The following is a 24,455-nucleotide window of genomic DNA, read 5'->3' as shown; positions in this document are numbered from 1 at the left end:
CAAAAAAAGTGCCGGATTTCAGCAGAAAATGCCTGAAAAACATGATTCCGACAACTGAAAGCGGTATAATAGGAAGAGGTGCGCGTCTGCTGGTTCATGACAAATCGGACGTCTTTTCATGTTCGTTCCGAGGGTAGCAACGCACGCGAAAACTAACCAATTGGAGTGAGATATCTATGCTAGTAGGTGGAATTGAAGCAGGCGGAACAAAATTTGTGTGCGCCGTCGGTAATGAAAAAAATGAGTTGTTGGAGCGGGTCGCTTTCCCAACGACTACGCCGGAAGAAACATTGGAGCAGGTGTTTGCTTTCTTTAATCGTTTTGATTTAGCTGCAATCGGAATCGGTTCCTTTGGGCCAATCGACGTCAATAAAGACTCGGAAACATATGGCCATATTCTCTCCACGCCAAAGTTGGCCTGGAAAGATTTTGATTTCCTGGGTGCCATGAAAGCAAGATATGCTGTGCCGATGGGGTGGACGACTGATGTGAACGGGGCTGCCTTAGGTGAATCAGCTCTGGGCGCTGCAAAAGGGATGAAGAACATCATGTACATCACGATCGGCACAGGTGTTGGAGCCGGTGCAATCGTCGACGGAAAAATCCTGCAGGGCATCGGACATCCGGAAATGGGACATATGCTTGTGCGTCCGCACGAACATGACCACTATGAAGGTTTCTGCCCATACCACGGCAATTGCCTTGAAGGTATGGCTGCCGGTCCTTCAATCGACGGACGATTGGGCAAAGCCGGCAAAGATGTGGAACCTACAGATGCAGTCTGGGATTACATCGCTTATTATATCGCGCAAGCTTTGGAAGCCTACACGGTCATCCTGCGTCCGGAGCGCATTGTCTTGGGCGGTGGCGTCATGAAGGTTCCTGGTATGCTTGATAATATCAAAGCGAAATTTACGAAGCTGCTTGCCGACTATGTGCCGGTCCCTGCTGTGGATGATTACCTGGTGCTGCCGGGCTTGGGCGATGATGCCGGCATTACCGGTGCGATCATCCTGGCTAATGAAGTAAAAGCATAAAAAATATAGGATAAGCAACAGAAAAAGCGACCCGTTCCCGACGATAGATTCGTCGGGAACGGGTCGTTTATTATTTTTCTTAACTGTTTTTCGGTCCGGGAGTGGAAGCTATCAGTTCCATGCTGCCGGATAGGGACCAAGCCGAAACGGTCGCAGGCAGGATGAAGTGGTCTCCTTTATTCAATGGATAGGCTTTTTCGGCGACAGTCAGGCTGCCGGTACCCTCGATGACGCTTCCCAAAGTGTAGGGAGCGGTCTTGCTGAAGGCCATTTCCGAAAGGATGTCCCATTTATAGACAGTGAAATAGTCGCTTTCGATGAAAGTCGTCACGGTATTGCCGTCCACTGTAGTTGTTTCGAAGTGGTTCGACGGATCCTTGTGCGGGATCATCGACACATCAATCGATTGTTGGATGTGCAAGTCGCGGGTGTTGCCTTGATCGTCCTTGCGGTCGAAGTCGTAGACGCGGTAAGTCGTGTTGCTGCTCTGCTGCGTCTCCAGAATCGTGATGCCGCCACCAATGGCATGGATGGTGCCACTCGGTACAAAGAAAAAGTCGCCTTTCTTCACTTTGACATGGCGCAGCAAGGTATCCCAGTTTCCTTCCGCAATCATTTCGGAAAACTGCTCTTTTGTTTGGGCATTGTGTCCGTAGATGATTTCGGAATCGTCATCTGCATCGATGATGTACCAGCATTCCGTTTTCCCCAACTCGCCTTCATGCTTCAGACCGTAAGCGTCATCGGGATGAACCTGGACGGATAAGGCTTCGGCAGCATCGATGATTTTGGTCAGCAACGGGAAGACGGGCGAAACCGGATTTTCGAACAGCTCAGGATGCTCCGCGTAAAGGACATCCAGTTTGGTACCGGCATATTGGCCGTTTTCCACGGCTCCGGTGCCGTCAGGATGGGCGCTGATCGCCCAGCATTCCCCAGTATGGTCGCTGGGAATGTCGTAACCGTAGATGTCGCGCAGCTTTGTGCCGCCCCAGATTTTTTCTTGCAGGACAGGTTGGATAAACAATGGCTCTTGCATATTTTCCCTCTTTTCTTATTGTTTGATGATATCGGTGATCGTGTAGGAACGCGTATCGAAGCGGCTGCGGGAAGTCGAGTATTCGAAAGGAGTCCCGTTCGTGAGATAAACGACTTGTTCCACTTCAAGAATCGGCGTATGTTGATCGCACTCCAATTCCTCCCAATCCAGTTCATTGGATCGATCGGCGTGGATTTTTCGGTAGGCACCGCCGATTTTCAGCCCTAAGGTATCGCGGATATGGTCGTAGATGGAACGGTGGATGATGTCCTCCGTCAGGTCCTTGACCAAGCCAGCCACAAAGTAGGTATTTTCAAGTATATAAGGTTTGTCGTCGATGATTCGTAAGCGCTGCAGATGATAGACAGGCTGATTATCTTCGAGCATCAGCAAGGTTTGGATATTTTTGGGAGGGAACAGGATATCAAAAAGGATGATTTTGCTCTTTACAGTTTTATTCGGGAACTGTTTGGACAAGCCTGCGTATTCATCTGCTTTGGAATCTCCGCTGTTCCAGAGGGCGCTCTTGATGACAAAGGTGCCGACGCCCCGTTTGCGGAAAATCAGCCCTTCCATCGCAATCATGTCGATTGCTTTCTTTAGGGTCATGCGGCTGACGCCAAATTCTTCCGCCAGGGCGATCTGGTCCGGGAGCATTTCATCTTCCGCGTATTCGCCTTCAGCGATGCGGCGCCGCAGTTCATCCGCGATTTCTTCATATTTTTTCATTACAGTCGATCCTCCCGGAAATTACACGATTTCAATACTCATTATACCGTAATGGCTAGACTTGAAACAAGTTAACCTTTACATTTGGCTGATTAAGGAAATGCAAATGGCCCGAAGCAGGTTGCCTCGGGCCATTTGCTCGAAAAATCAGAGAATGCAGTTTCCGGAATTGGTCAGCTTAGTTTTTTGATTGCGCGCCTTGCAAGGAAGTGCGGTCAGGTGCTTGCTCATTATCCTCGACAGTGAGTGCCAAATTCGCTTTATCGACAACCTTGAGGAACGGATACCACATCACTCCGACGATTGCGAAGTCAATCAGCTGCAGCACGCCGCCCATAACCGAGTTGGTGGCCATCATGCCACTGAAGAACAACGGAACAGTCCAAGGAACCGTTACGCCTGTCGGGGTAGGGAACAAACCGGATGCCATCGACAAGTAATTGACAGTCGTTACGAGCAGCGGCGTCAATACCCAAGGGATCAGGATGGAGGCATTCAATACGATCGGCAAGCCGAAGATGACAGGCTCGTTTACGTTGAATATGCCGGGTCCGATTGCCAGACGACCGATGTCTTTCATTTGTCTGCTCTTCATGACGAAAGCCATCAAGATGACTACCATCAACGTCATTCCGGAACCGCCGAGGCCGACAGTGAATGTCTCCATGAAAGGTTTCGTGATGATGTGCGGCAGTGCTTCGCCTGCTTTAAAAGCATCGAGATTTTCCAGAGCCAAGGTGTTCCAGATTGGATCCATAACGGAGTTGACGATGATTTGGCCGTGAAGACCGAAGAACCACAGGATTTGGACAAAGAACAAGGAAACTAAGGTGGCAGGCAAGCCGCTGCCTAAACCTACCAATGGTTTTTGGATGACGGTGTATACCACATCATGCAGGTTTGTCGTGAACACGCCTGAAACCAAGGCATTCACAAACAAAAAGATCGTCAATGTCGAAATGGCAGGAATCAGGGAAGCGAAAGAGCGGGCGACGGCATCAGGAACACCTTCAGGCATTTTGATGACAATGCCTTTTTTCGTGATACGCACATAGATTTCAGCTGCAAGGAAAGCAGCCAACATCCCGATGAACATCCCTTTTGCGCCCAAACGATCCAGGGACAACGCGCCGCTTACTTCAGCGCCGTCTGCAGTCGTGAAGCTGAAAGGCGTCAAAATCAGATAAGAAGCCAGCGAAACCGCTCCGCCGAAGATGCCGTCCTCATCATAGGAACGGGTCAGGTAATACCCAATACCGAACGTGATGAAGATCGTCATGATGGACATGGTCGCGTTTTGGCCGTTTCCGAAGAGACCGCCCAAAGTGCCTTTCAAGTCATCGCTCCAGAAGGGCAAGTTGTTCAGGACCACTACGATGGAACCGAACATCGTCAGTGGGAAAGAAAGCATAAAAGCGTCACGCAATACTGCTAAGTATCTGTTTGAGCCGAGTTTGCCGGCAAGGGGAGTCAATTTTTCGGCTAAATTATCAATAAAATTATTCATTAATCATTTTCCTTTCCTAAGAAACCTTATGCGTCAAAACCATTATTGTCAGAAACCTCTTTGAACCAGTAGCCACTTTTCTTGATTGTGCGTTTTCCTTCTTCCGCCAGATCCACTGCTATGAAGCCATAGCGGTTTTTGTAGGCGTTGGTCCAGGACCAGTTATCCATGCATGTCCACATGTGGTAGCCTTTCACATTGCAGCCCTCCTGCAACGCCTGATGGACATATTTCAGATGATCTTGGACAAATTCGATACGGTAATCATCATCAATCCTGCCATCCTCGTTGATGTAGCGCTCTTCACCTTCCACACCCATACCATTTTCGGAGATGAAGCACGGCAGGTTGCCGTAGTTGTCCCGGACATTGATCAGGCAATCGTAAATGCCTTTTTCGTAGATTTCCCAGCCGCGGTATGGATTCATTTTGCGTTCCGGCCAGATGTAATTGTCGAAGTAATCATCCGGCATCGGCTTATCGGACAAGCGTTCCGTGCTTTCTTTTTTCATGATGCGCCTTGGCTGATAGTAATTGATCCCCAGAATGTCGATGGTATTATGTTTGATGAGTTCTAATTCCGATTGCGTATATTCCGGTAGGTAATTCAATTCCTTCAACAGCGAAACCAAATCTTTAGGGAAGGTGCCTTTGATGGCAGGATCCAAGAAGGAACGGTTGAAGAAGGCATCAGCCAGATGGGCTGCCTTGACGTCTTCCGGATCATTCTCATTGCGCGGGTAACTAGGCGTCAGATTGAGGATGATACCGATTTGCCCGTCAAGGTTCATTTCATGATAAATTTTGATGGCTTTCGCGCTTGCCAAAGTTTCGTGATAAGCGACTTGAACGGCTTTTTTCAAATCCACGACACTAGGGTAGTGGAATTGGTAGAGATAGCCGCCTTCGACCGGAACGATCGGTTCATTGTGGGTGAACCATTTTTTTACGCGGTCGCCGAACAGCTCGAAGCAGATGCGCGCGTAATCCGCATAGGCATCCACGACTTCTTTGCTTTCCCAGCCTCCTTTCTGTTGTAATGACAACGGCATATCAAAGTGATAAAGATTCATGAAAGGTTCGATGCCATTGGCCAACAGCTCGTCTATGTAGCTGTTGTAAAATGCCACCGCTTCCGGATTCACTGCGCCGATCCCATCCGGAATCAGACGGCTCCATTGAATGGAGGTTCGGTACGTAGTGTGTCCCGTTTTTTTCATGAGTGCTATATCTTCTTTGTAGCGATTGTATACGTAGGATGTGTCTTCAGGACCGATTTGATTGAAGAACAGTTCCGGGTTCTGCTTGTACCAATGATCCCAGATGCTCTCTCCCTTGCCGTCTCCGGCAACCGTGCCCTCTGTCTGCGGTCCGCTTGCTGCTGATCCCCACCAGAAACCTGCAGGAAATTCGTATTTCATCTAAACAACTCCATTTCTATGTCTATACATAACTTCAAATAGAATTATACAAAATAGAAAAAGAAAATGCAATCGATTTCAACGAAAAATATATATTTTTATTATTTCTCTATTAATTTCAAGTTCTTACGAGAATTGGGGAGTTGATTATGGTATAAAGAGAACAAACAGGTTTGGAGGCGATAGGTGATGAAAATTGGAGTCATCGGGTTAGGGAACATTGCGCAAAAGGCGTATCTTCCGGTCATGGTCGAGATGCAGGATGAGGTGGAATGGCATCTGTGCTCGCGAAACAGGGAGACACTGGAAACTGTAGGAAAAAAATTCGGCTTCCGGCATTTGTACACTTCGATTGAGGAATGGTTGGACAGCGGGATCGAGGCTGCCTTTGTGCACGTAGCGACCGTTGCCCATGCGGAAATCATCCGCAAGCTACTGGAGCGCGGCATTTCAGTCTATGTGGACAAGCCCATCAGTGATGATCTGGAAGAAACAAAGGAACTGATCGAGTTGGCGGACGCCAAGGGCTTGCTGCTTACCGCGGGCTTCAATCGCCGTTTTGCTCCGATGGTGGAACGTCTGAAAGGGATTCCTGATAAAAAGATGATCCTGATTCAGAAGGATCGCGTGAAGAACGTCGAACCGGTCCGCGTCGCTGTCTACGATCTCTTTATCCATATCGCGGATACCGCTTTGTATTTGTTGGATGATGAAGTGGTTTCGGTGCAATCGCATCTGGTTGAAAACGAAGGGGAACTGAAACGGCTCTGGCTGATGCTCGAAACGAAGAGCACCACCTGTTTCGTCTCGATGAACTATGAAGCGGGAGCCAATCAGGAAGTCATGGAAGTCCAAAGTCCTGAGGGGATTGCGCGCATCCTGAATTTGACCGAAATGACCATCGAACAAAAAAACAGCAAACAGCAAATTGCTTTCGGCGATTGGGAAGGGACGCTCCGCAAAAGAGGATTCGCGCCGTTGATCGGTTCGTTCGTCGCGGGTGTAAAGGAACATACCAATCCCGTCTCCACGGAATCAAGCTACCTGAGCCATTCGCTATGCGAGAAAATTCTCGCCGACAGTGGATTCGGAAACAAGCCAAACGAATAGAATAGAATTTTTGTAGGTACAAATTATATATTTTTGTTAATTTGTTCGTACATATCTGGTATAATGTAATCAGCAAGGCCTAGGATCATCAAATGGAGGTGAAGGATGACAAAAGATATGACTGCCGGCAGTCCTCTGAAGCTGCTCGTGCTGTTTGCGGTTCCGATGCTGATAGGGAACATATTCCAACAAGTATACAGCTTAGCGGATACAATCATCATCGGCAGGACGTTGGGGGTGGACGGACTGGCGGCCATCGGTTCGGTAGGCGGGGTGCTCTTTTTCATCCATGGATTCGGAGTCGGGGTCACTTCGGGTTTAGGGATCGTCATCGCGCAACGTTTTGGCACGAAAAATGAGGAGCGGATCCGGAAGAGCATCACAGTAAGTGTCTGGATCACGCTTGCCATAACGGTACTCATCACCATCCTGAGCGTTTGGCTGGCTGAGGATATCCTGTTGTTCATGGATACACCGGCTGAAATAAGCCATGAAGCCGAAGCCTACTTTTTGACCTTGATGTGGGGTTCGGTGGCAATCATGGTGTTCAATTTGTTGAGCAACATCCTGCGTTCGTTGGGTGACAGCAAACTGCCGCTGGTCATCCTGGTGATTTCTTCCCTATTGAATGTTGTGTTGGACTATGTGTTCATTGTCTGGTTTTCTATGGGGGTCGCAGGAGCAGCGCTGGCGACTGTTGTGGCGCAATTATTCGCCAGTTTTCTCTGTTTCGTATACATAAGTAAGAAAATGGCGATTCTGCGTTTCTCCAGAGAAGATTGGCACATGCAGCCTACGGACTTCTCGTTGCCGTTGAAAATTTCGCTCCCAATCGGCCTGCAAGCCTCCATCATTTCGATCGGTTTGATTGTATTGCAGAAAAGTCTGAATGGCTATGGCCCGGAAGCGGTAGGTGGATATGCCATCGCCCAAAAATTGGACATCATGGCAACCTTGCCGATAGCCTCGATCGGTATCGCGATGGCCACTTTCGCAGCCCAAAACTACGGGGCCGGATTGTATTCGCGTATTTGGGCAGGCGTGCGCATCAGTTTGCTGCTGTCCTTTGTCTACAGTATTCTTTTGGGAGGGGCGCTGTTGTTCTTCGGTACGGATCTCATCCGGCTGTTGTTCAATCAGAATGATCCGGCCGTTTTGGCGTATGCGTATACGTATTTTGTTGCCACAGCTAGCTTCTATCTTGTGTTGACGACGTTGATCATCTTGCGGTATACCCTTCAAGGGGTGGGGGACAATGCTGCGCCTACCTTTGGGGGTGTGATGGAGATGGTCGCGCGCGTCCTCGTTCCGTTGGGATTTTCCGGTCTGTTAGGCTACCAGGCTGTCGCCTTCGCTAATCCCGTTGCATGGGTGGGGGCTGCCATTCCCATGATGTACGCGTATCGTCAATTGAAAAGGAAATTGACTTTATTGGAAGAGAGAAGACGCAAGGAAACCGATGGTGAGCGATTGATTGAATTGTCGGATTGATAACCCATTATTGCTGCATATCTAAGTTAATAAACTGATATAAACCGATTCGGAATATGTTATAATAAGATTAAATCATGATTACAAAAGTTTGTTGAGGAGTTCAATACTAGATTCACTATCTTGAGGAGGAAAAAAATGTTTGATCAAATTGATGAGTTAGCAGTTAATGCAGTACGTACACTTAGCATAGACGCCGTACAGAAGGCCAATTCAGGGCACCCCGGTTTACCGATGGGAGCGGCTCCGATGGCCTACGCGCTTTGGACAAAACATTTGAAAGTTAACCCTAAGAACAGTTTGTGGGCAGACCGTGACCGTTTCGTATTATCGGCTGGACATGGGTCATCCATGTTGTACAGCTTGTTGCACTTATCCGGCTTCGATATAAGCATGGATGACGTGAAGAACTTCCGTCAATTCGGCAGCAAAACACCTGGACACCCGGAAGTGCATGACACGGACGGCGTGGAAGCAACGACTGGTCCTTTGGGACAAGGGATTGCGAATGCGGTCGGTTTCGCGATGGCGGAAGCGCATTTAGCTGCTACCTACAACAAAGAAAACTTCCCGGTTGTGGATCACTATACCTACTTCCTGAATGGCGACGGCGATTTGATGGAAGGTATCTCCCATGAAGCAGCCAGCTTGGCAGGGCACCTGAAATTGGGCAAACTGATCGGTTTGTATGACTCCAACGACATTTCCCTTGACGGCCCGACATCCAAATCCTTTACGGAAGATGTAGCTGCCCGTTTCGAAGCTTACGGCTGGCAACATATCTTGGTGAAAGACGGCAATGATCTGGAAGCCATCTCGAAAGCCATCGAAGAAGCGAAAGCCGAAACCGAAAAACCGACTTTGATCGAAATCAAAACCATCATCGGCTTTGGCGCTCCTGACGCTGGAACGCACAAAGTGCATGGCGCTCCATTAGGAGCGGAAGGCGTCGCTTTTGCTAAAGCGGCATACGGATGTGTGGATGAAGCTTTCTGCGTACCGGCTGAAGTCACAGCGCGATTCAATGAAAAAATGGTTACTGAAGGCCAACAGTCTGAAGCAGCATGGACAGCCATGTTCAATGACTACAAAGCGGCTTATCCGGAATTGGCGCAACAATTTGAAGCTGCCATCGCCGGTAAATTGCCTGAAGGCTGGCAAGACAAGTTACCTACTTATGAAGTGGGCAGCGCAGCCAAAGCAAGCCGTGTGACCAGCGCAGAATCTATCCAAGCATTGGGTGAAGCTGTACCATACTTCTGGGGCGGTTCTGCGGACCTATCGTCATCAAACAACACAATGATCAAAGCAGCATCCGACTTTGAGCCGGGCAACTATGCCGGCCGCAATATCTGGTACGGCGTGCGCGAATTCGCGATGGCCGCTATCATGAACGGAATCGTATTGCATGGCGGAACCAGAACGTATGTAGGGACATTCTTCGTCTTCACAGATTATCTGCGTCCAGCGATGCGTTTGGCTGCCATTTCGCACTTGCCTGGCACTTACGTGATGACGCATGACTCGATCGCAGTCGGCGAAGACGGCCCGACACACGAGCCAGTTGAACACTTGTCCAGCTACCGCGGCATGCCAAACCTGACAGTTCTTCGTCCGGCTGACGGCAACGAAGTCAGCGCAGCATGGGAAATCGCCGTGTCTTCAACAGACAAACCAACGATGTTGGTGTTGACGCGCCAAAACTTGCCTGTCCTTGAAGGAACGCCAACTTTGGCCCGCGAAGGCGTGAAGAAGGGTGCTTACGTGCTTTCGCCGCAACAAGGCGAAACGCCTGCCGGCATCCTGATCGCAACCGGTTCGGAAGTGAGCCTGGCTATGGAAGCGCAGCAACAATTGCGTGAAGCCGGAGTGGACGTCTCTGTTGTCTCCATGCCGAGTTTCGATCTGTTCGAAGCGCAGGATGCAGCCTACAAAGAAACAGTCTTGCCTGGCGCAGTCCGCAACCGCATGTCCATCGAAATGGGCGCGACCTTCGGTTGGGAACGTTATGTCGGCCTGGATGGCCTAGCTTACGGCATCAATACTTACGGCGCAAGCGGCAACGGCAACGTTGTAATGGCGGAATATGGCTTCACTACTGAAAAAGTGGTTGCAGCCTATCAAGCAAAATTCGCAAAATAAACTTCAATTTAAGGAACCAAAAAAGCTGCGATCCGCTCCGATAGGAGTGGGTCGCAGCTTTTTTTCTCGTTTCAGGAATAGTAGGCTTTGAAGTTGATATCCTGATCATGATTTCCGAATTTTTTGCCGAATAGGGTTACGCCCCCGACATTTTCAGCATCCGGCTTCACTTCGATTCGGATCTCCCATGTTTCGGATGTCTTATTCAGGTCACCGATGCTGACTTGGGAAAGGGGGTCTCCATCCATGTAAGTACCGTGATGGGTAACCCTCAGGGTTTTCAACAAACCGTATTGGTTCAAATTAGAAGGCCACCAAGATGGATTCAGCTTCCCGCGCGTATCAGCGAAGTCGCCTGGGCTCGTCCAAGTGCCTAACTCTGTTCCGTTCAGGGTGAACGTGATGTCGGATGGCCAAACATCATTCGAAAATGGGAATTCCGAGCTGATTTCCATGCTGATGTCGATCTGTTCCAGTGTATCATCAGGCGTCAGGAAATTGGGGGTTTTGTATTCCACGTAGCCCGCAGTGAACCAGAGGATACTGGCGTCCATCCGCCCGGAGTCCATGAAGTATTTCGGTTCATCCACATTGCCGATGAAATCTTTGGAGTCAGCCAATCCGCATGTCGGAGTGACGTGATAATCTGTGTAGTGCCCGATAGGGATGGCGGTATCAAATGTTTCAAAGGAGTGGTAAATTTTCTTCGGAAAATGGATGTCGATATGATCGACTTTCAGGATTGACACCTTTTGGAGACCGGATATGCCAGGAATCCTTTCGGTTTTGATGATACCTACGGCTTCAAGTTTTTTGATGTGCTTTGAAATGATGGCACTGCTTAGATTCAGTTCAAGGGCGATATCTTTCACATTCATTTTCTGTTTGGATAATAATTGGATGATCTTTAAGCGTATATCGCTGGCCAAGGCCTCATATACAGCCAAAGATGATTCGGATATGTCCAATTGCATAAGCTCACCTCATTTTTCATTTATGTTAATGATATTGTTCATCACTGTATGTGATAAATATAAAAGTTTATCACTTCTCTGTCAATAGGTTGAGTTACATTAATATTTAAGTTAATGGAAAAAGATTAATTCATCATATTTTTATTGGAAAGATGAGTAAAAAGCCATTTTTGGCAGTGAATATGGACATGGTTAACAAATTAGTTTATTAAGTTAGGAATATTTTTGTAAAAATGGCATTAATAGTGTTGACAACGTTTGCATAGTTCGATATTATTACCTCATAAGTTAATTTTATTAATCTTAGTAAACAAAAAAGTTAACTAAGTTAGTGAGGAGGACAAATGGAAGCGAAATTATCGGTCAACAGGCAGAATACCATCAGCAAGATAGATAAGCGTTTGTATGGTTCGTTCATAGAACACTTGGGAAGGGCCGTCTATGACGGCATTTACGAACCCGAACACAAAAATGCAGACGTAGACGGCTTTCGGATGGACGTCAAAGAGGTAGTTGCAGAACTGAATGTACCACTGATTCGTTATCCTGGAGGAAATTTTGTTTCAGGATACAAATGGGAGGATGGGATCGGGCCAAAAGAGATGCGTCCCAAGAAATTGGATTTGGCGTGGCGCTCTCTGGAGACAAACCAGGTCGGCATCCACGAATTTGCCAAATGGGCAAAAGAAGTCAATGCGGAAGTGAATATGGCAGTCAATTTAGGCACGCGCGGTATCCAGGAAGCTGTGGAATGCTTAGAATACTGCAACTTTGAAGGTGGAACCCACTGGAGCGACTTGCGCAAGCAAAACGGATCGGCAGAACCTTTCGGAATCAAGACTTGGTCGCTCGGCAATGAAATGGATGGGCCGTGGCAGATCGGTCATAAGACCGCGGAAGAATACGGACGCTTGGCGGCAGAAACGGCTAAAGCGATGAAGTTGGTCGATGACAGCATCGAATTGGTTGTTTGCGGAAGTTCGACCAGTAAAATGCCTACTTTCGGTGATTGGGAACGAATCGTTTTGGAACATACCTATGATTATGTCGACTATCTTTCCTTGCATTGCTATTATGGAAATAAGGAAAATGATATAGGCAATTATCTGGCGCAATCTTTGGACATGGATCGCTTCATCAAGACAGTCGTTTCCATCTGTGATTTCGTGAAGGTCAAAAAAGGCAGCGACAAACAGATCAATCTGTCGTTTGACGAATGGAACGTTTGGTATCACTCAAATGATCAGGATAAGGAATTGGAACCCTGGCAAGTCGCGCCCCCACTATTGGAGGATATTTACAATTTTGAAGATGCCTTGATGGTTGGGTGCTTGCTCATTACGCTGTTGAAAAATGCCGATCGCGTCAAGATCGCTTGCTTGGCCCAATTGGTGAATGTCATCGCACCGATCATGACGGAAAAGAACGGGGACACCTGGAAACAAACCATTTTCTATCCGTTCATGCAAGTTTCCAATTATGGAAGAGGCGTGGTGCTGACTCCGCATGTCGAGACGGAAACCTACCAGTCGAAGGATTTTGCCGAAGTGCCGTATATCGAAACGATCGCAGTCCACAATGATGAAACAGATGAACTGGTGATTTTTGCAGTGAACCGATCAGAAGATACGGACATCGACTTTAGCTTCAAAGAAGACGGGTTCGGATTGGAGAGCATCACCGACGCTACTGAGTTGGCTGGTTATGATAAAAAGGACACAAATGCAACCGATCATAATTTGGTCAAACTAAAAGAAAAGTCGGATGTACAACTGAAGGAGGGTAAGTTGTCCACTGTTTTGAAACCGTTATCGTGGAATGTCATCAGAATAAAAACAAAATAAATTGGAGGCATAAAAAATGAAAAATGCACATAGAAAGTTTTTATCAGCAGCGACTTTGGCAGGCATCACCTTATTGGCAGGTTGCGGGAACGCAAATACGATCACCTTCTGGAATCCGTTGACCGGTGACGATGGTGCCTACATGGATGCGTTGGTTGCCGAGTACAACGAGACAGACCCTGAATTCCCTGTCGAAAGCGTCATCACAGCGGATATGTACACCAAAATTTACACAGTCATGAACTCCGGCAAGGACATCCCAGATTTGACCTTGATTCACGCGGACCGCGTACCTCAATTCGCTGATTTGGATATGCTGGAGCCTGTCGAAGGTCTGATGGCAACGAATACCGATCTGACAGCTGACAACTACCTTGAAGTAGCCTGGAATGCAGGCACTTACGAAGGAACGCAATATACTGTTCCGTTGGATATCCATGGAAATGCGATGTATTACAATACCGATTTGTTGGATAAATATGACGCAAACACTTTCCTTGATGATGATGTTGTGACGATTGATGAAATCCTATCTTTGGATGGGAAACTGGAGGAAGGACAGTATGCTATCAATAATGCCTTGATCGAATGGGTTGCATTAGCGAACGTCGTCAATATAGGTGGGGATATTTCTGATGAAGCGGGGAATCCTACCATCAATACAGATGCAATGAAAACTGTAGTTGAACAATTGAAGTCGGTAGCGGATGCAGGCTTGATGTCACCTTACGGAGAAGATGGCTATGCGATGTTCCAATCAGGAGACGTGTTGTTCTCTACTGACGGAACGTGGACATCCACAGCTCATGGGTCTGTTGAAGGATTGAACTTCGGAGTGACTAACGTTTATTCCGTGACGCCTGACAAATTCACAAACAGATCCTCTGCCCACTTATTCTCATTGCTAAGCAACGAAGACAGAACTGATGAAAAAGAACAAGGAGTTGCAGATTTCTTGAGCTGGATGCGTGAAAATTCGATTGACTGGGCAGGTGCCGGCCAAATCGTAGCAAGTAAAGAAGTATTCGAAAGCGAAGAATATCAAAAATACCCACAATCCTTCTTCACAAGTTCAGATGCTGAAAAAGAGGCTTCCTATATCTTTGAGTACAAATATTACAGCTATGTCGAATCGGCTTTGGGTACCGTTTTATCTGACATGATCTATGGCAACATCACAATTGATGAAGGTCTGGATCAAGCACAAAAAACAGTCGAAGATTTGATTGCTGAAAATGCAAGCTGATTATCCAAGCGCAATGGAGTGACAGGAAGTAATTTAAAAATTCATACGGCATTCTTAATCGGAATGTCTGTATGAATTTTTTTGAAAGGAAGATAATATGCAAACATCTGAAGCTGTATCCACCAAAGTAAATGTTAAAGACAACAAGAAAAAAAACTTTAAATTTCTCTATTTCATAGGTCCACATTTGATTCTGTTCCTTGTATTTGTACTGTTGCCAATTATATACGGTATTTATTCTTCATTCACACAGTGGAACCTAATTTCCGACCAAACTTGGGTAGGTTTGAACAACTACAAAACGATTTTATTGGACCAGGAGTCGACGTTCTATTTTCAATTCCGGAATGGTCTGAAGAACACTTTGCTCTTTGTGCTCTACACGATCCCTTTCCAAATTTTATTCCCGCTGATAATCGCAACCGTCATGCAGCATAAAGGCTTGAAATTCAAAGGCTTATTCCAAGCCATCTTTTATGTTCCAGGACTTGTTTCCGCCTCGGCAGGTGCCTTGATTTGGCTATTGATCTTTAATCCGAGATTGGGACCCATGAACAACTTGGTCAGTTCGGATGTCGTTTGGACCGCCCAGCAACCGTATGCCTGGATTGTCATCTTCGTGATGTCGATGTGGGGAGCTATCGGCGGCAACCTGATCATTTACCGTTCCGCTATGGCCGGGGTATCGGAAGACCTTTACGAAGCCGCAGAAATTGATGGTGCGGGTTCGTTCCGGAAATTCATCAGCATCACGCTTCCTTCCATCCGTTTCCCGCTGTTCTATACATTCGTCATGTCCACTGCAGGTGCATTCAATGTGTACGTTCAGCCGCTGATGGCAACCAACGGAGGACCTAACCAGTCCACCACCGTTCTGATGATGTATATCCGAAATTTGGCATTCGGCTCGGGAGAGTCGGTTGCGGGTATGGCTTCCGCAATGGCGGTCCTGTTGGGGCTGGTCATTCTGGCAGTATCAGCCTTGCAATTCTATGTCATGACGAAAAGATCGAAGGGGTGAAAACGATGAGAAAAAACAATGTTTCAAAATATTTAGCCTATGCGTTCCTGATTCTGTTGGCGCTTGTCTGGTTGTTCCCGGCTCTTTTCGGGCTGTTCACGTCCTTCAAATCCCAAGGTGACATCATGGACGTGGGCTTCAAGATGTTCCCGGCCAACTGGATCGTCACGAATTACCTGAAATTGCTGCAGAATACATCGAGCGCACCGATCATCACGTGGTTCTTCAATTCGCTGTTCGTTTCGACCACGCATGCCTTATTGGTTGTGGTAGTCGTTTCATTGGCTGCATTCGGCTACACAAGGGTCAATTTCAAAGGGCGGGATGCTTTGTTCTATGGCGTGCTTGCCATCTCGATGTTCCCTTCCGCTGTGAACATCATTCCTTCCTATAAAATAGTGGATTCTCTGGGCTGGGTGAACACTTACTTGGCGGTGATCATCCCAGGCTTGGGCGGAGTCGGAAATGTATTTCTGGTCCGCCAATTCATGCAAAATATTCCGAAAGAATATGACGAGTCCGCAAGAATGGATGGCGCATCAGATTTCGTGATTTACAAAAACATCATCCTTCCTTTAGTGAAGCCCGTCCTGATTGTTGCAGGAATGTTCTCGTTTGTAGGCTCATGGAATGACTTCTTATGGCCAACAATCGTTTTGAGCGACGTCAAAAAAATGACGATCACAGCAGGTCTGCAATTGTTGCAGGACTTGTACGGCAACTATGTGATGATCGGACAACTGATGTCGGCTGCGGTTATCGCCATGATCCCAACAGTATTGCTGTTCGTTTTTGCGCAGAAGTATTTCATTGATTCATTGAATCTAAATGTAGGTATTAAGTAACGGGGTGTTCATGATGAAAAGAACTTTAGAAAGAAACCTATTAAGAGGCGGTGCCATCTGGAATCTCATCAATGGGATGGTCACAATACTGGGATATGCAACATGGATCAAAACATCCGGAATCGGTGCGCTGTCTTCCGGTATGTCATCCGATATCAATTTCGACGGTTCTTTGATCGACTCCGTCTACACCATTGCAGTCGGGTACGGCATTCTGCAGTTGATCATCGGTGTATTTAATATCATTATTGTACGCCGCCTCAGGAATAATCAAATACAGAAAAGGGTCGTTGTTTGGTTGGGCGGATTGCTCCTCTTCTCCATCAGCACACTGGATGTCATCGGTATCATCATCTACTCAGTGCTATTCGTCATTTATCAATCGCGCAATAAAGCGATCCGATTGGCAAACCAAATGTCCATTTGATTTTAAAAAATTAGAAATGAACAGAAATGAAGAGAAAAGTCGAGGTTGTGCCTGTGCGGAAAAAAATATTGTTTAGTCTGTCGGCTGTGGCATTGTTGGCCGGCTGCGGGGAAGAAGCAAAAAATGCAACAGCAGTACCGAACCAAGAGGTCAGCCTGAATCAAAATTTTAAGGAAGCCTCCGTCCACGACCCTTCCATCATTTTTGCGGAGAATCAATACTATGTCATCGGGTCCCATCTGGCATTCGCGAAGAGTCCGGACTTGATGAACTGGGAACAACTGGCGACGAGTGTGTCGACAAGCGAGTTGTTCGAGGACGTCACCATTTCGTTGGCGGAAAGTTTCGATTATGCCAGAACGGATACGTTGTGGGCAAGCGACATAACCCAACTGAAGGACGGGAAATACTATCTTTACTATTGTTTCTGTGAAGGCAGCAGCCCTCAGTCGACGCTGGGAGTGGCAGTCGCGGATTCGATCGAAGGACCTTACGAGGACAAAGGCATCTTTTTGACATCGGGCACCGAGAGCGTCACCGGTGCAGCCTTCGATGCGACGGAAGAGCCGAACGTCATTGATCCCCACGTTTTTTACGACGAGGAAGATAGGCTGTGGATGGTTTACGGCTCTTACTCAGGAGGTATTTTTATTCTTGAGATGGACTCCGCAACCGGGTTTCCGAAAGAAGATCAAGGCTATGGCAAAAAGTTGTTGGGCGGCAACCACAGCAGGATTGAAGCCCCCTACATTTTATACAATAAAGACACGGAGTACTATTACCTGTTCCTGTCCTTTGGCGGTTTGGACGCAAGCGGCGGCTACAACATAAGGGTCGCGCGATCGAAGAATCCCGATGGGCCGTATGAGGACGCAAGCGGCAAGGCGATGATGGAAGCCAAAGGTGAAGAAGGCAGCTTCTTCGATGATAAGGCGATAGAAGACTACGGAACCAAGCTTATCGGTAATTTTGAGATCACAAATGAACAGGATATCCCGGTCGGAGGCTATGTGTCGCCTGGGCATAATTCAGCCTACTATGATGAAGTTGAAGATAAGTACTACATCATTTTCCACGCCCGTTTTCCGAACAAGGGTGAACATAATGAAGTGCGGGTACATCAATTGTTCTTCAATTCGGATGGGTGGCCGGTGATCGCGCCGATGAGATATGCCGGGGAGTCCCTCGCTGCTTTGGAAACAGAGGAGATAGCAGGGGATTACCGCTTCTACAAAATGGACAAAGCGATCGATGCCGAATATGAAGAGGAACTCGCGCTGACTTTGACGGCTGCGCATCTTGTCTACGGTCAAGGCGGCGGCTACTGGAAAGGGTCGGAATTGCCGAACGAGTCCAGTTTGGCCGTGAATTTCACCGAATACAACGGCTATTTCATCAGACAATGGGATGAAGTGAACGGCGTCGAAACGACGACTTTTTCAGGCATGTCCGATGAAGGGGAAGCTCTGTTCGGCATCAAAAAAACGGAAGATTAGAGTAAAGAATAAAGAGGTGGATGCTTTGGTTAAGACTATGACAACATACAAAAACCCGATCGTGATCGAAAGAGCGGATCCATGGGTCTACAAAAATACGGACGGCTATTATTATTTCACCGGCTCGGTTCCGGGCTATCAGGAGATCGAAGTGCGCCGCGCGAAAAGCCTCAAGGATCTCGAAAACGGGGAGCGCGCCAGCGTCTGGCACGCGCATGCAACAGGCTCTATGAGCAGCCTGATCTGGGCGCCGGAAATCCATCTGATCCAAGGCCGCTGGTACATCTATTTCGCCGCGGCAGGAACGGATGAAGTCGCCAAAGGCACATTCCAGCACCGCATGTATGTGCTGGAATGCGACAGCGAAAACCCGCTGACCGGCAATTGGATCGAAAAAGGCCAGGTCACAACGGCCTTCGAAAGCTTCAGCCTGGATGCGACTGTTTTCGAATTGGGCAACAAACTCTATTACGTCTGGGCCCAGAAAGATCCGGCCATTCCGGGCAACTCCAATCTCTATATTTCCGAAATGCAGAACCCTTGGACCCTCTGCGGCAAGCAGACGCTCCTGAGCATTCCGGAACACGATTGGGAAAAAGTAGGTTTCCTGGTGAACGAAGGGCCGGCGGTCATTATCCGCAACGGCAAAGTCTTCATCACCTATTCCGGCAGCGCCACCGATGAAAATTATTGCATGGGCCTGTTGTGGGCGGATGCCGAAACCGATCTGCTGGACGGCTACAACTGGCACAAACTGGCGGAACCGGTCTTCCGGAGTTCCGCTAAGAATCAGCTGTTCGGGCCGGGGCACAACAGCTTCACCCGCAGCGAAGATGGGGAGAACGATGTGCTGATCTACCACGCGCGTCCGAAAATCGTGACGGAAGGCGATCCCTTGGATGTGCCGGACCGCCATGCGCATGCGCAAGTGTTTTCCTGGAGCGATTCCGGCTTTCCGATTTTCGGTGAACCCGGGACAGACAATGACTAGAAGGGAAGGATATAAATTTGAATAAGATACAAGTAACCTTAAACAGAGAAACAGGGACGATCAGTCGATATATATATGGTCAATTTGCGGAGCATTTGGGCAGATGCATCTATGAAGGCGTCTGGGTGGGAACCGATTCGGAAATCCCGAATGTCAACGGCATCAGACAGGATGTTGTGGAGGCCCTCAAAGCCATCCAAGTTCCGGTCATCAGATGGCCGGGCGGCTGCTTTGCGGACGAATACCATTGGAAAGACGGCATTGGCCCTACCGAAGAGCGCGCCACCATCGTGAATACGCACTGGGGCGGCGTGACGGAAAACAACCATTTCGGTACGCATGAGTTCTTTGAATTATGCAAACAGGTCGGGGCTGAAGCCTACATCAACGGCAACGTCGGCAGCGGCACGGTCCAGGAAATGCAGGAATGGGTCGAGTACATGACAATGGACGGCATTTCGCCGATGTCGAAGTTGCGGCGCGAAAACGGCCAGGACGAACCTTGGAAAGTCAAATTCTTTGGCGTCGGCAATGAGAGCTGGGGCTGCGGCGGCAACATGCGTCCGGAATACTACGCCGATCTTTACCGCCGTTACCAAACCTACGTCAGACAGTACACCAAAGAACCGCTTTACAAAATTGCCTGCGGCCCGAACATCGACGATTACAATTGGATGGATGTGCTGATGAAGAATGCGGCACCTTTCATGGACGGCATCAGCCTGCACCATTATGCGTTGGCTTCCGTATGGGAAGACAAGCGCCCGGCGTTGGGTTTCCCTGAAAAAGAATGGTTCTCGTTGATCGACAGCGCCTTGAAGATGGATGAATTGATCACGCGGCACAGCACGATTATGGATAAATATGATCCTGACAAACGTGTCGGTCTAATCGTGGATGAATGGGGCTCTTGGCTGGCTGTGGAGCCGGGCACAAACCCAGGCTTCCTTTACCAACAGAACACGATCCGGGATGCGATGATCGCAAGCCTGACGCTGAACATTTTCCACAAACATGCGGGTCGCGTGCAGATGGCGAACATCGCCCAAATGGTCAACGTGCTGCAGGCCATGATCCTGACCGAAGGCGCAGAAATGATCAAGACCCCTACCTACCATGTGTTCGATCTCTACAAAAATCACCAGGACGCCACACTCGTGGACGCGGATGGTTCTGTTTCCGGCACGACCAGTTATACGGTATCCAAAAAAGACGGCGTCATGACGGCATCCTTCTGCAACTACAGTCTGACTGACGCAGAAACCGTCACGTTGAGCCGGGTTGACGGTGCCTTCGGGGAAGCAACGGCAGAGGGCATCTTCGGAAACAAGACGGATGACCACAATTCGTTCGAAAATCCTGAAGCCGTTTCGAAACAAGCGTTCACTGATTTCGCAGTGGATGGCAACGAAGTGACGATCACGCTGCCTCCGATGAGCATCGTTTCTTTATACGCAAAGGAAAATTGACATGACCTGCAAAGGCTGCGAACGCCACAACCAGATGATGGAGATGGATATCGAAAGCGCCATCGATGAGCAACTGTCGATGGAGCTGAACCATGCTTCCGAAGCGCTGCGGGAGCAACGGCTGGCTGTCTGCAGTGCCTGCCCGGCGCTTTCGGAGCATACGTGCAAGCATTGCGGCTGCTTCGTGCGTTTCCGTGCCAGTCTGCAGGACAAACGTTGCCCATTGGGTAAGTGGTAAGTCCATCCAGCTCAGGCACCGCTTTTGCATCAACGCTCATATCAACAGGAATAGCTGCCGGCTTGCCGGCGGCTTTTCTTGTATCTTGGCATGAAATCATGATAAATAATTGGATGAAATGAGGATTCAGAATGATCAAACCATCGCTGCAGCAAAACCCGAAAGTGACAGTATCAGACAGCTTCTGGCTGAAGTATATGCAACTGGTGAAGGAGGAAATGATCCCATTCCAATGGGCTGTCCTCAACGACAGAGGGAACATCATCATCGAAAGCGAAAGGGACGATGCGACCATCCCGACAGAAAAAAGCCATGTGATTGAAAATTTCAAGATTGCGGCTGGGCTGAAGGAAGGCAACCATTACGGCTGGCTGTTCCAGGACAGCGATCTGTACAAATGGATCGAAGCGGCAGCCAACACGCTCGCACTGGAAAAGGATGAAGCTCTGGTCGCCCAAGTGGAGGGAACGATCGACCTCCTGGAAGCGGCGCAGGACGATGACGGGTATTTGAGCACCTATTACCAGATCGATGCCCCGCAACTGAAGTTCAGAAGGCTGTTCGAAAGCCATGAGCTGTATTGCATCGGCCACCTGATTGAAGCCGCCATCGCCTATAAGGAAGCGACCGGTTCCGATCGGCTGCTTCAGATCGCCGACAAAGCGATCGCCTGTGTCGAAGCACATTTCGGCAAAGCGGAAGGCAAAATCGACGGCATGGATGGCCATCAGGAAATCGAGCTGGCGCTTGTGCGTCTGTATGAGTTGACAGGCAACCGGAAATACTTGGATTTGAGCGCCTACTTCCTGGAGGTGCGCGGAGAGAATCCGCATTTCTTTGCGGAGCAACTGGAAGAAAATGACCGCTTGGGATTGCAGCAAGGACCCAAGCCTGTCATCAACACCGTCTATCATCAAGCGGATAAACCGGTCATCGAACAGGATACGGCCAGAGGGCACGCTGTCCGGCTGGTCTATATGGCGCAGGCGATGGCGGGTGCCGGGCACCACAAGCAAGATGAAAAGCTGATCGTCGCTGCGAAAAAAATCTGGGATAATATCGTCCAAAAACGCATGTACGTCACAGGCGGCATCGGCTCGACCGTACGTGGGGAAGCCTTCACCTATGATTATGACTTGCCGAACGATCTGATGTACTGCGAAACATGCGCGGCGATCGGGCTGCTGAATTTTTCGCATGAATTGCTGAAGGCCGAAACCGACAGCCGGTATGCGGATATCATGGAAAGGGTGCTCTACAACGGCATCATCAGCGGCATGGCCTTGGACGGGAAGCACTTCTTTTACGTCAATCCGTTGGAGGTGGATCCCCAAGCGAGCGCCCTGAATCCAGATAAGAGCCATGTGAAGGAGACGCGTCCTTCCTGGTTCGGCTGCGCCTGCTGTCCACCGAATTTGGCGCGCACACTGCCCGCTGTCGGAAGATACGCCTTCATGCAAAAGACAGATGAGGTGCTGCTGAATCTATTCATCGACAGCGAGTTGACCGGGGAGCAAGATGGCAAAGCGTATTCGATTCGCCAAAGCCATACGTTTTCCGAAAAGGGCCGGACCCTCATCACGGTCGAAAAAGCATCCGACGAACGGCTGCGATTGGGCATCCGCATCCCCTACTGGGCGGAGCATCCCGTTCTGGTTGTGGATGGTGAAGAAACGATTACTGACATAGGCAAGGGCTACACTTATGTGACGGTAAAGGCCGATGCGACGGCTATCGAATTGACCTACACCATCGCAATCAACGAACTCGAGGCGCACCCGCTCGTCAAAGCGGATAAAGGCAAAGTCGCCCTGCAACGGGGGCCGTTCATTTACTGCCTGGAGGAACAGGATAACGGCAAACAACTGCATCTGCTGGCGCTGAACGGATCGATCCGGCCGCGTTTCCGATCGGATAAAGTACTCGGCGATATTGTCTGCCTGGAAGCGGAAGGGGAGTTGCGAGTGGTGGAAGCTGGCTGGCAGGATACGCTGTACCGCATCCGTCGGAAACCGCAATCCGTTCCCAAAAAACTGACATTCACCCCTTACTACAGTTGGGGTAATCGCTCGTTGGGGGAAATGCAGGTATGGATCGACAAGGAGGACGCTCATGTTTAAGGATTACACACAGACACCGCCAAAAGGCTGGAACAGTTGGGATTCTTTCGGGGCAAGCGTGACGGAAGAGGAAGTGTTGGGCAACGCCGAAGTGATGGCGAAAAATTTGAAGGATTACGGTTGGGAATACGTTGTCGTGGATATCCAGTGGTACGAACCCCGCGCGGATTCCTGTGCCTATCATCCGTTCACAGAGCTTCGTCTGGACGAATACAGCCGACTGATCCCTGCCGAAAACCGGTTTCCTTCGAGCACCGTGGGACAAGGGTTCAAACCGTTGGCGGATGCGGTGCACGCACTGGGGCTGAAGTTCGGCATCCATATCATGCGCGGCATCTCCAGACAGGCGGTGCACAGCAACACAAAAATTTGGGGCACGCAGAGAACGGCCCGGGATATTGCGGATGCGAACTCCATCTGCCCTTGGAACACCGATATGTACGGCGTGGATGCGTCGAAGGAAGGCGCACAGGACTATTATGATTCGCTGTTGGCTTTGTATGCTTCCTGGGGCGTTGACTTCCTGAAAGTGGATGACATCGCCGATTCGAAATTATACGGAACGCACACGGGTGAAATCGAGCTGATTCGGAAAGCCATCGACGGCTGCGGCAGGCCGATGGTGCTGAGCCTCTCGCCCGGGCCCGCCCCGATCGAGTCAGGCACCTTTTTCCAGCGGCATGCCAACATGTGGCGGCTGACGGACGATCTGTGGGACAACTGGCATCAGCTTTATGACATGTTCGCACGCTGCGGGAAATGGTCGGCTTTTGTCGGCGCCGGTTCCTGGCCGGATTGCGACATGCTGCCGCTGGGCCATATCGGGACCCGGACCGCCGCTGACGGATCCGAGGCGCGCATGACGCGGTTCACGAAGGCCGAGCAGCGCTCCTTGATGACACTGTGGTCGATTTTCCGTTCACCGCTACTGTTCGGCGGCGATCTGCGGGAGCTTGATGATTGGACACGTTCGCTGTTGACCGATCCGTATCTGATCGATGCGCATCAGAACGGGCGCGATGCAAGGGAAGTGTACCGGAAGGATGATTTGGTGGTCTGGGTTTCGGAAAGTGACGCCAGGAAATATGTCGCTTGCTTCAATCTCTCGGATAACCTGGCCCGCTTGCCGGCCGCCGCCGGGGAATGGCTGCAGTCGCTTGGCGTGGAAATGCATGAAGTTTGGGCAAACTGGGCAGTATCGGTGGCGGACGCGGAATCAGTTTTTATCGCTCCGCACGGTGTCGTTCTCTATGTTTCCAAGTAGGGAAGGAATGGAAAAGTGAGTGGATCCGAAAAGTTCCGTAAAGT

The 24,455-nt window shown here is 49.2% G+C and carries 20 protein-coding genes; 15 read left to right on the top strand and 5 right to left on the bottom strand.

The window, feature by feature from the left end; genetic code table 11:
• Positions 1–176: 176 nt before the first annotated feature.
• Positions 177–1,037, top strand: a complete 861-nt coding sequence (locus AC0J5I_RS02565; RefSeq protein ID WP_475303268.1) for an ROK family protein — start codon at positions 177–179, stop codon at positions 1,035–1,037.
• A 79-nt stretch (positions 1,038–1,116) separates the two neighbouring features.
• Here the strand turns inward: AC0J5I_RS02565 and manA are convergent, their stop codons facing one another.
• From manA to AC0J5I_RS02545, 4 genes are all read right to left on the bottom strand, one after another.
• Positions 1,117–2,076 carry a mannose-6-phosphate isomerase, class I gene (manA, locus tag AC0J5I_RS02560; RefSeq protein ID WP_475303264.1) on the bottom strand — a complete coding sequence of 320 codons (960 nt, stop codon included), beginning with the start codon at positions 2,074–2,076 and terminating at the stop codon, positions 1,117–1,119.
• Positions 2,077–2,091: 15 nt separating this feature from the next.
• On the bottom strand, positions 2,092–2,805 hold the full coding sequence (locus AC0J5I_RS02555) for a GntR family transcriptional regulator (protein ID WP_475303260.1): 714 nt from the start codon (positions 2,803–2,805) through the stop codon (positions 2,092–2,094).
• Between the two features lie 178 nt (positions 2,806–2,983).
• Positions 2,984–4,312, bottom strand: a complete 1,329-nt coding sequence (gene celB, locus AC0J5I_RS02550) for a PTS cellobiose transporter subunit IIC (RefSeq protein WP_475303256.1) — start codon at positions 4,310–4,312, stop codon at positions 2,984–2,986.
• 26 nt (positions 4,313–4,338) lie between these two features.
• Positions 4,339–5,733, bottom strand: a complete 1,395-nt coding sequence (locus AC0J5I_RS02545; RefSeq protein ID WP_475303252.1) for a glycoside hydrolase family 1 protein — start codon at positions 5,731–5,733, stop codon at positions 4,339–4,341.
• A gap of 189 nt (positions 5,734–5,922) precedes the next feature.
• Here AC0J5I_RS02545 and AC0J5I_RS02540 point away from each other — a divergent pair, with 189 nt between their 5' ends.
• The 3 genes from AC0J5I_RS02540 to tkt all read left to right on the top strand — a co-directional run bounded on the left by AC0J5I_RS02540 (position 5,923) and on the right by tkt (position 10,476).
• A complete protein-coding gene (locus AC0J5I_RS02540) occupies positions 5,923–6,843 on the top strand; it encodes a Gfo/Idh/MocA family protein (protein ID WP_475303248.1) in 921 nt (306 codons plus the stop codon).
• Between the two features lie 105 nt (positions 6,844–6,948).
• Positions 6,949–8,334 carry an MATE family efflux transporter gene (locus tag AC0J5I_RS02535; RefSeq protein WP_475303243.1) on the top strand — a complete coding sequence of 462 codons (1,386 nt, stop codon included), beginning with the start codon at positions 6,949–6,951 and terminating at the stop codon, positions 8,332–8,334.
• A 138-nt stretch (positions 8,335–8,472) separates the two neighbouring features.
• The gene (gene tkt, locus AC0J5I_RS02530) at positions 8,473–10,476 is read left to right on the top strand and encodes a transketolase (protein ID WP_475303240.1); all 2,004 of its coding nucleotides are present in this window, start codon (positions 8,473–8,475) and stop codon (positions 10,474–10,476) included.
• A gap of 71 nt (positions 10,477–10,547) precedes the next feature.
• Here tkt and AC0J5I_RS02525 read toward each other — a convergent pair whose 3' ends face one another.
• Positions 10,548–11,450: an ArsR/SmtB family transcription factor gene (locus tag AC0J5I_RS02525; RefSeq protein WP_475303235.1), complete on the bottom strand. Its 903-nt coding sequence runs from the start codon at positions 11,448–11,450 to the stop codon at positions 10,548–10,550.
• A gap of 344 nt (positions 11,451–11,794) precedes the next feature.
• On the opposite strand from AC0J5I_RS02525, the gene arfA reads away from it, so the two are divergent.
• From arfA to AC0J5I_RS02470, 11 genes are all read left to right on the top strand, one after another.
• Entirely contained in the window at positions 11,795–13,294 is a 1,500-nt protein-coding gene (gene arfA / locus AC0J5I_RS02520) for an arabinosylfuranosidase ArfA (protein WP_475303231.1), read from the top strand.
• A gap of 16 nt (positions 13,295–13,310) precedes the next feature.
• Positions 13,311–14,540, top strand: coding sequence for an extracellular solute-binding protein (locus AC0J5I_RS02515; RefSeq protein WP_475303226.1), 1,230 nt, complete (start codon positions 13,311–13,313; stop codon positions 14,538–14,540).
• Between the two features lie 97 nt (positions 14,541–14,637).
• Positions 14,638–15,561 (top strand): carbohydrate ABC transporter permease, encoded by a 924-nt coding sequence (locus tag AC0J5I_RS02510; RefSeq protein ID WP_475303223.1) that lies wholly within the window; start codon positions 14,638–14,640, stop codon positions 15,559–15,561.
• 5 nt (positions 15,562–15,566) lie between these two features.
• Complete coding sequence (locus AC0J5I_RS02505) at positions 15,567–16,406, top strand: carbohydrate ABC transporter permease (RefSeq protein ID WP_475303220.1); 840 nt, start codon at positions 15,567–15,569, stop codon at positions 16,404–16,406.
• A gap of 10 nt (positions 16,407–16,416) precedes the next feature.
• A complete protein-coding gene (locus AC0J5I_RS02500; RefSeq protein ID WP_475303216.1) occupies positions 16,417–16,833 on the top strand; it encodes a hypothetical protein in 417 nt (138 codons plus the stop codon).
• 26 nt (positions 16,834–16,859) lie between these two features.
• A complete protein-coding gene (locus AC0J5I_RS02495; protein WP_475303211.1) occupies positions 16,860–18,329 on the top strand; it encodes a glycoside hydrolase family 43 protein in 1,470 nt (489 codons plus the stop codon).
• Between the two features lie 37 nt (positions 18,330–18,366).
• On the top strand, positions 18,367–19,320 hold the full coding sequence (locus AC0J5I_RS02490; protein ID WP_475305465.1) for a glycoside hydrolase family 43 protein: 954 nt from the start codon (positions 18,367–18,369) through the stop codon (positions 19,318–19,320).
• 17 nt (positions 19,321–19,337) lie between these two features.
• Positions 19,338–20,789: an alpha-N-arabinofuranosidase gene (locus AC0J5I_RS02485; protein WP_475303207.1), complete on the top strand. Its 1,452-nt coding sequence runs from the start codon at positions 19,338–19,340 to the stop codon at positions 20,787–20,789.
• 1 nt (position 20,790) lies between these two features.
• Complete coding sequence (locus AC0J5I_RS02480) at positions 20,791–21,027, top strand: DUF6171 family protein (protein ID WP_475303202.1); 237 nt, start codon at positions 20,791–20,793, stop codon at positions 21,025–21,027.
• Between the two features lie 131 nt (positions 21,028–21,158).
• Positions 21,159–23,147, top strand: a complete 1,989-nt coding sequence (locus AC0J5I_RS02475) for a glycoside hydrolase family 127 protein (protein ID WP_475303199.1) — start codon at positions 21,159–21,161, stop codon at positions 23,145–23,147.
• A complete protein-coding gene (locus AC0J5I_RS02470) occupies positions 23,140–24,411 on the top strand; it encodes an alpha-galactosidase (RefSeq protein WP_475303195.1) in 1,272 nt (423 codons plus the stop codon). Before AC0J5I_RS02475 ends, AC0J5I_RS02470 begins: the two co-directional genes overlap by 8 nt.
• Positions 24,412–24,455: the final 44 nt, after the last annotated feature.

It is taken from the genome of Trichococcus sp. TS_SC_9 (genome assembly GCF_056156325.1).
This window is presented reverse-complemented; position numbering and strand designations above follow the sequence as displayed.

Bases quoted from the DNA above. Each gene is read 5' to 3' on its own strand.
- AC0J5I_RS02510 (WP_475303223.1), top strand. From the start codon at position 14,638: ATGCAAACATCTGAAGCTGTATCCACCAAAGTAAATGTTAAAGACAAC.
- AC0J5I_RS02500 (WP_475303216.1), top strand. From the start codon at position 16,417: ATGATGAAAAGAACTTTAGAAAGAAACCTATTAAGAGGCGGTGCCATC.
- AC0J5I_RS02540 (WP_475303248.1), top strand. From the start codon at position 5,923: ATGAAAATTGGAGTCATCGGGTTAGGGAACATTGCGCAAAAGGCGTAT.
- AC0J5I_RS02495 (WP_475303211.1), top strand. From the start codon at position 16,860: ATGAAGAGAAAAGTCGAGGTTGTGCCTGTGCGGAAAAAAATATTGTTT.
- arfA (WP_475303231.1), top strand. From the start codon at position 11,795: ATGGAAGCGAAATTATCGGTCAACAGGCAGAATACCATCAGCAAGATA.
- AC0J5I_RS02480 (WP_475303202.1), top strand. From the start codon at position 20,791: ATGACCTGCAAAGGCTGCGAACGCCACAACCAGATGATGGAGATGGAT.
- AC0J5I_RS02475 (WP_475303199.1), top strand. From the start codon at position 21,159: ATGATCAAACCATCGCTGCAGCAAAACCCGAAAGTGACAGTATCAGAC.
- AC0J5I_RS02565 (WP_475303268.1), top strand. From the start codon at position 177: ATGCTAGTAGGTGGAATTGAAGCAGGCGGAACAAAATTTGTGTGCGCC.
- AC0J5I_RS02470 (WP_475303195.1), top strand. From the start codon at position 23,140: ATGTTTAAGGATTACACACAGACACCGCCAAAAGGCTGGAACAGTTGG.
- AC0J5I_RS02535 (WP_475303243.1), top strand. From the start codon at position 6,949: ATGACAAAAGATATGACTGCCGGCAGTCCTCTGAAGCTGCTCGTGCTG.
- AC0J5I_RS02515 (WP_475303226.1), top strand. From the start codon at position 13,311: ATGAAAAATGCACATAGAAAGTTTTTATCAGCAGCGACTTTGGCAGGC.
- tkt (WP_475303240.1), top strand. From the start codon at position 8,473: ATGTTTGATCAAATTGATGAGTTAGCAGTTAATGCAGTACGTACACTT.
- AC0J5I_RS02505 (WP_475303220.1), top strand. From the start codon at position 15,567: ATGAGAAAAAACAATGTTTCAAAATATTTAGCCTATGCGTTCCTGATT.
- AC0J5I_RS02490 (WP_475305465.1), top strand. From the start codon at position 18,367: ATGACAACATACAAAAACCCGATCGTGATCGAAAGAGCGGATCCATGG.
- AC0J5I_RS02555 (WP_475303260.1), bottom strand. From the start codon at position 2,805: ATGAAAAAATATGAAGAAATCGCGGATGAACTGCGGCGCCGCATCGCT.
- manA (WP_475303264.1), bottom strand. From the start codon at position 2,076: ATGCAAGAGCCATTGTTTATCCAACCTGTCCTGCAAGAAAAAATCTGG.
- celB (WP_475303256.1), bottom strand. From the start codon at position 4,312: ATGAATAATTTTATTGATAATTTAGCCGAAAAATTGACTCCCCTTGCC.
- AC0J5I_RS02525 (WP_475303235.1), bottom strand. From the start codon at position 11,450: ATGCAATTGGACATATCCGAATCATCTTTGGCTGTATATGAGGCCTTG.
- AC0J5I_RS02545 (WP_475303252.1), bottom strand. From the start codon at position 5,733: ATGAAATACGAATTTCCTGCAGGTTTCTGGTGGGGATCAGCAGCAAGC.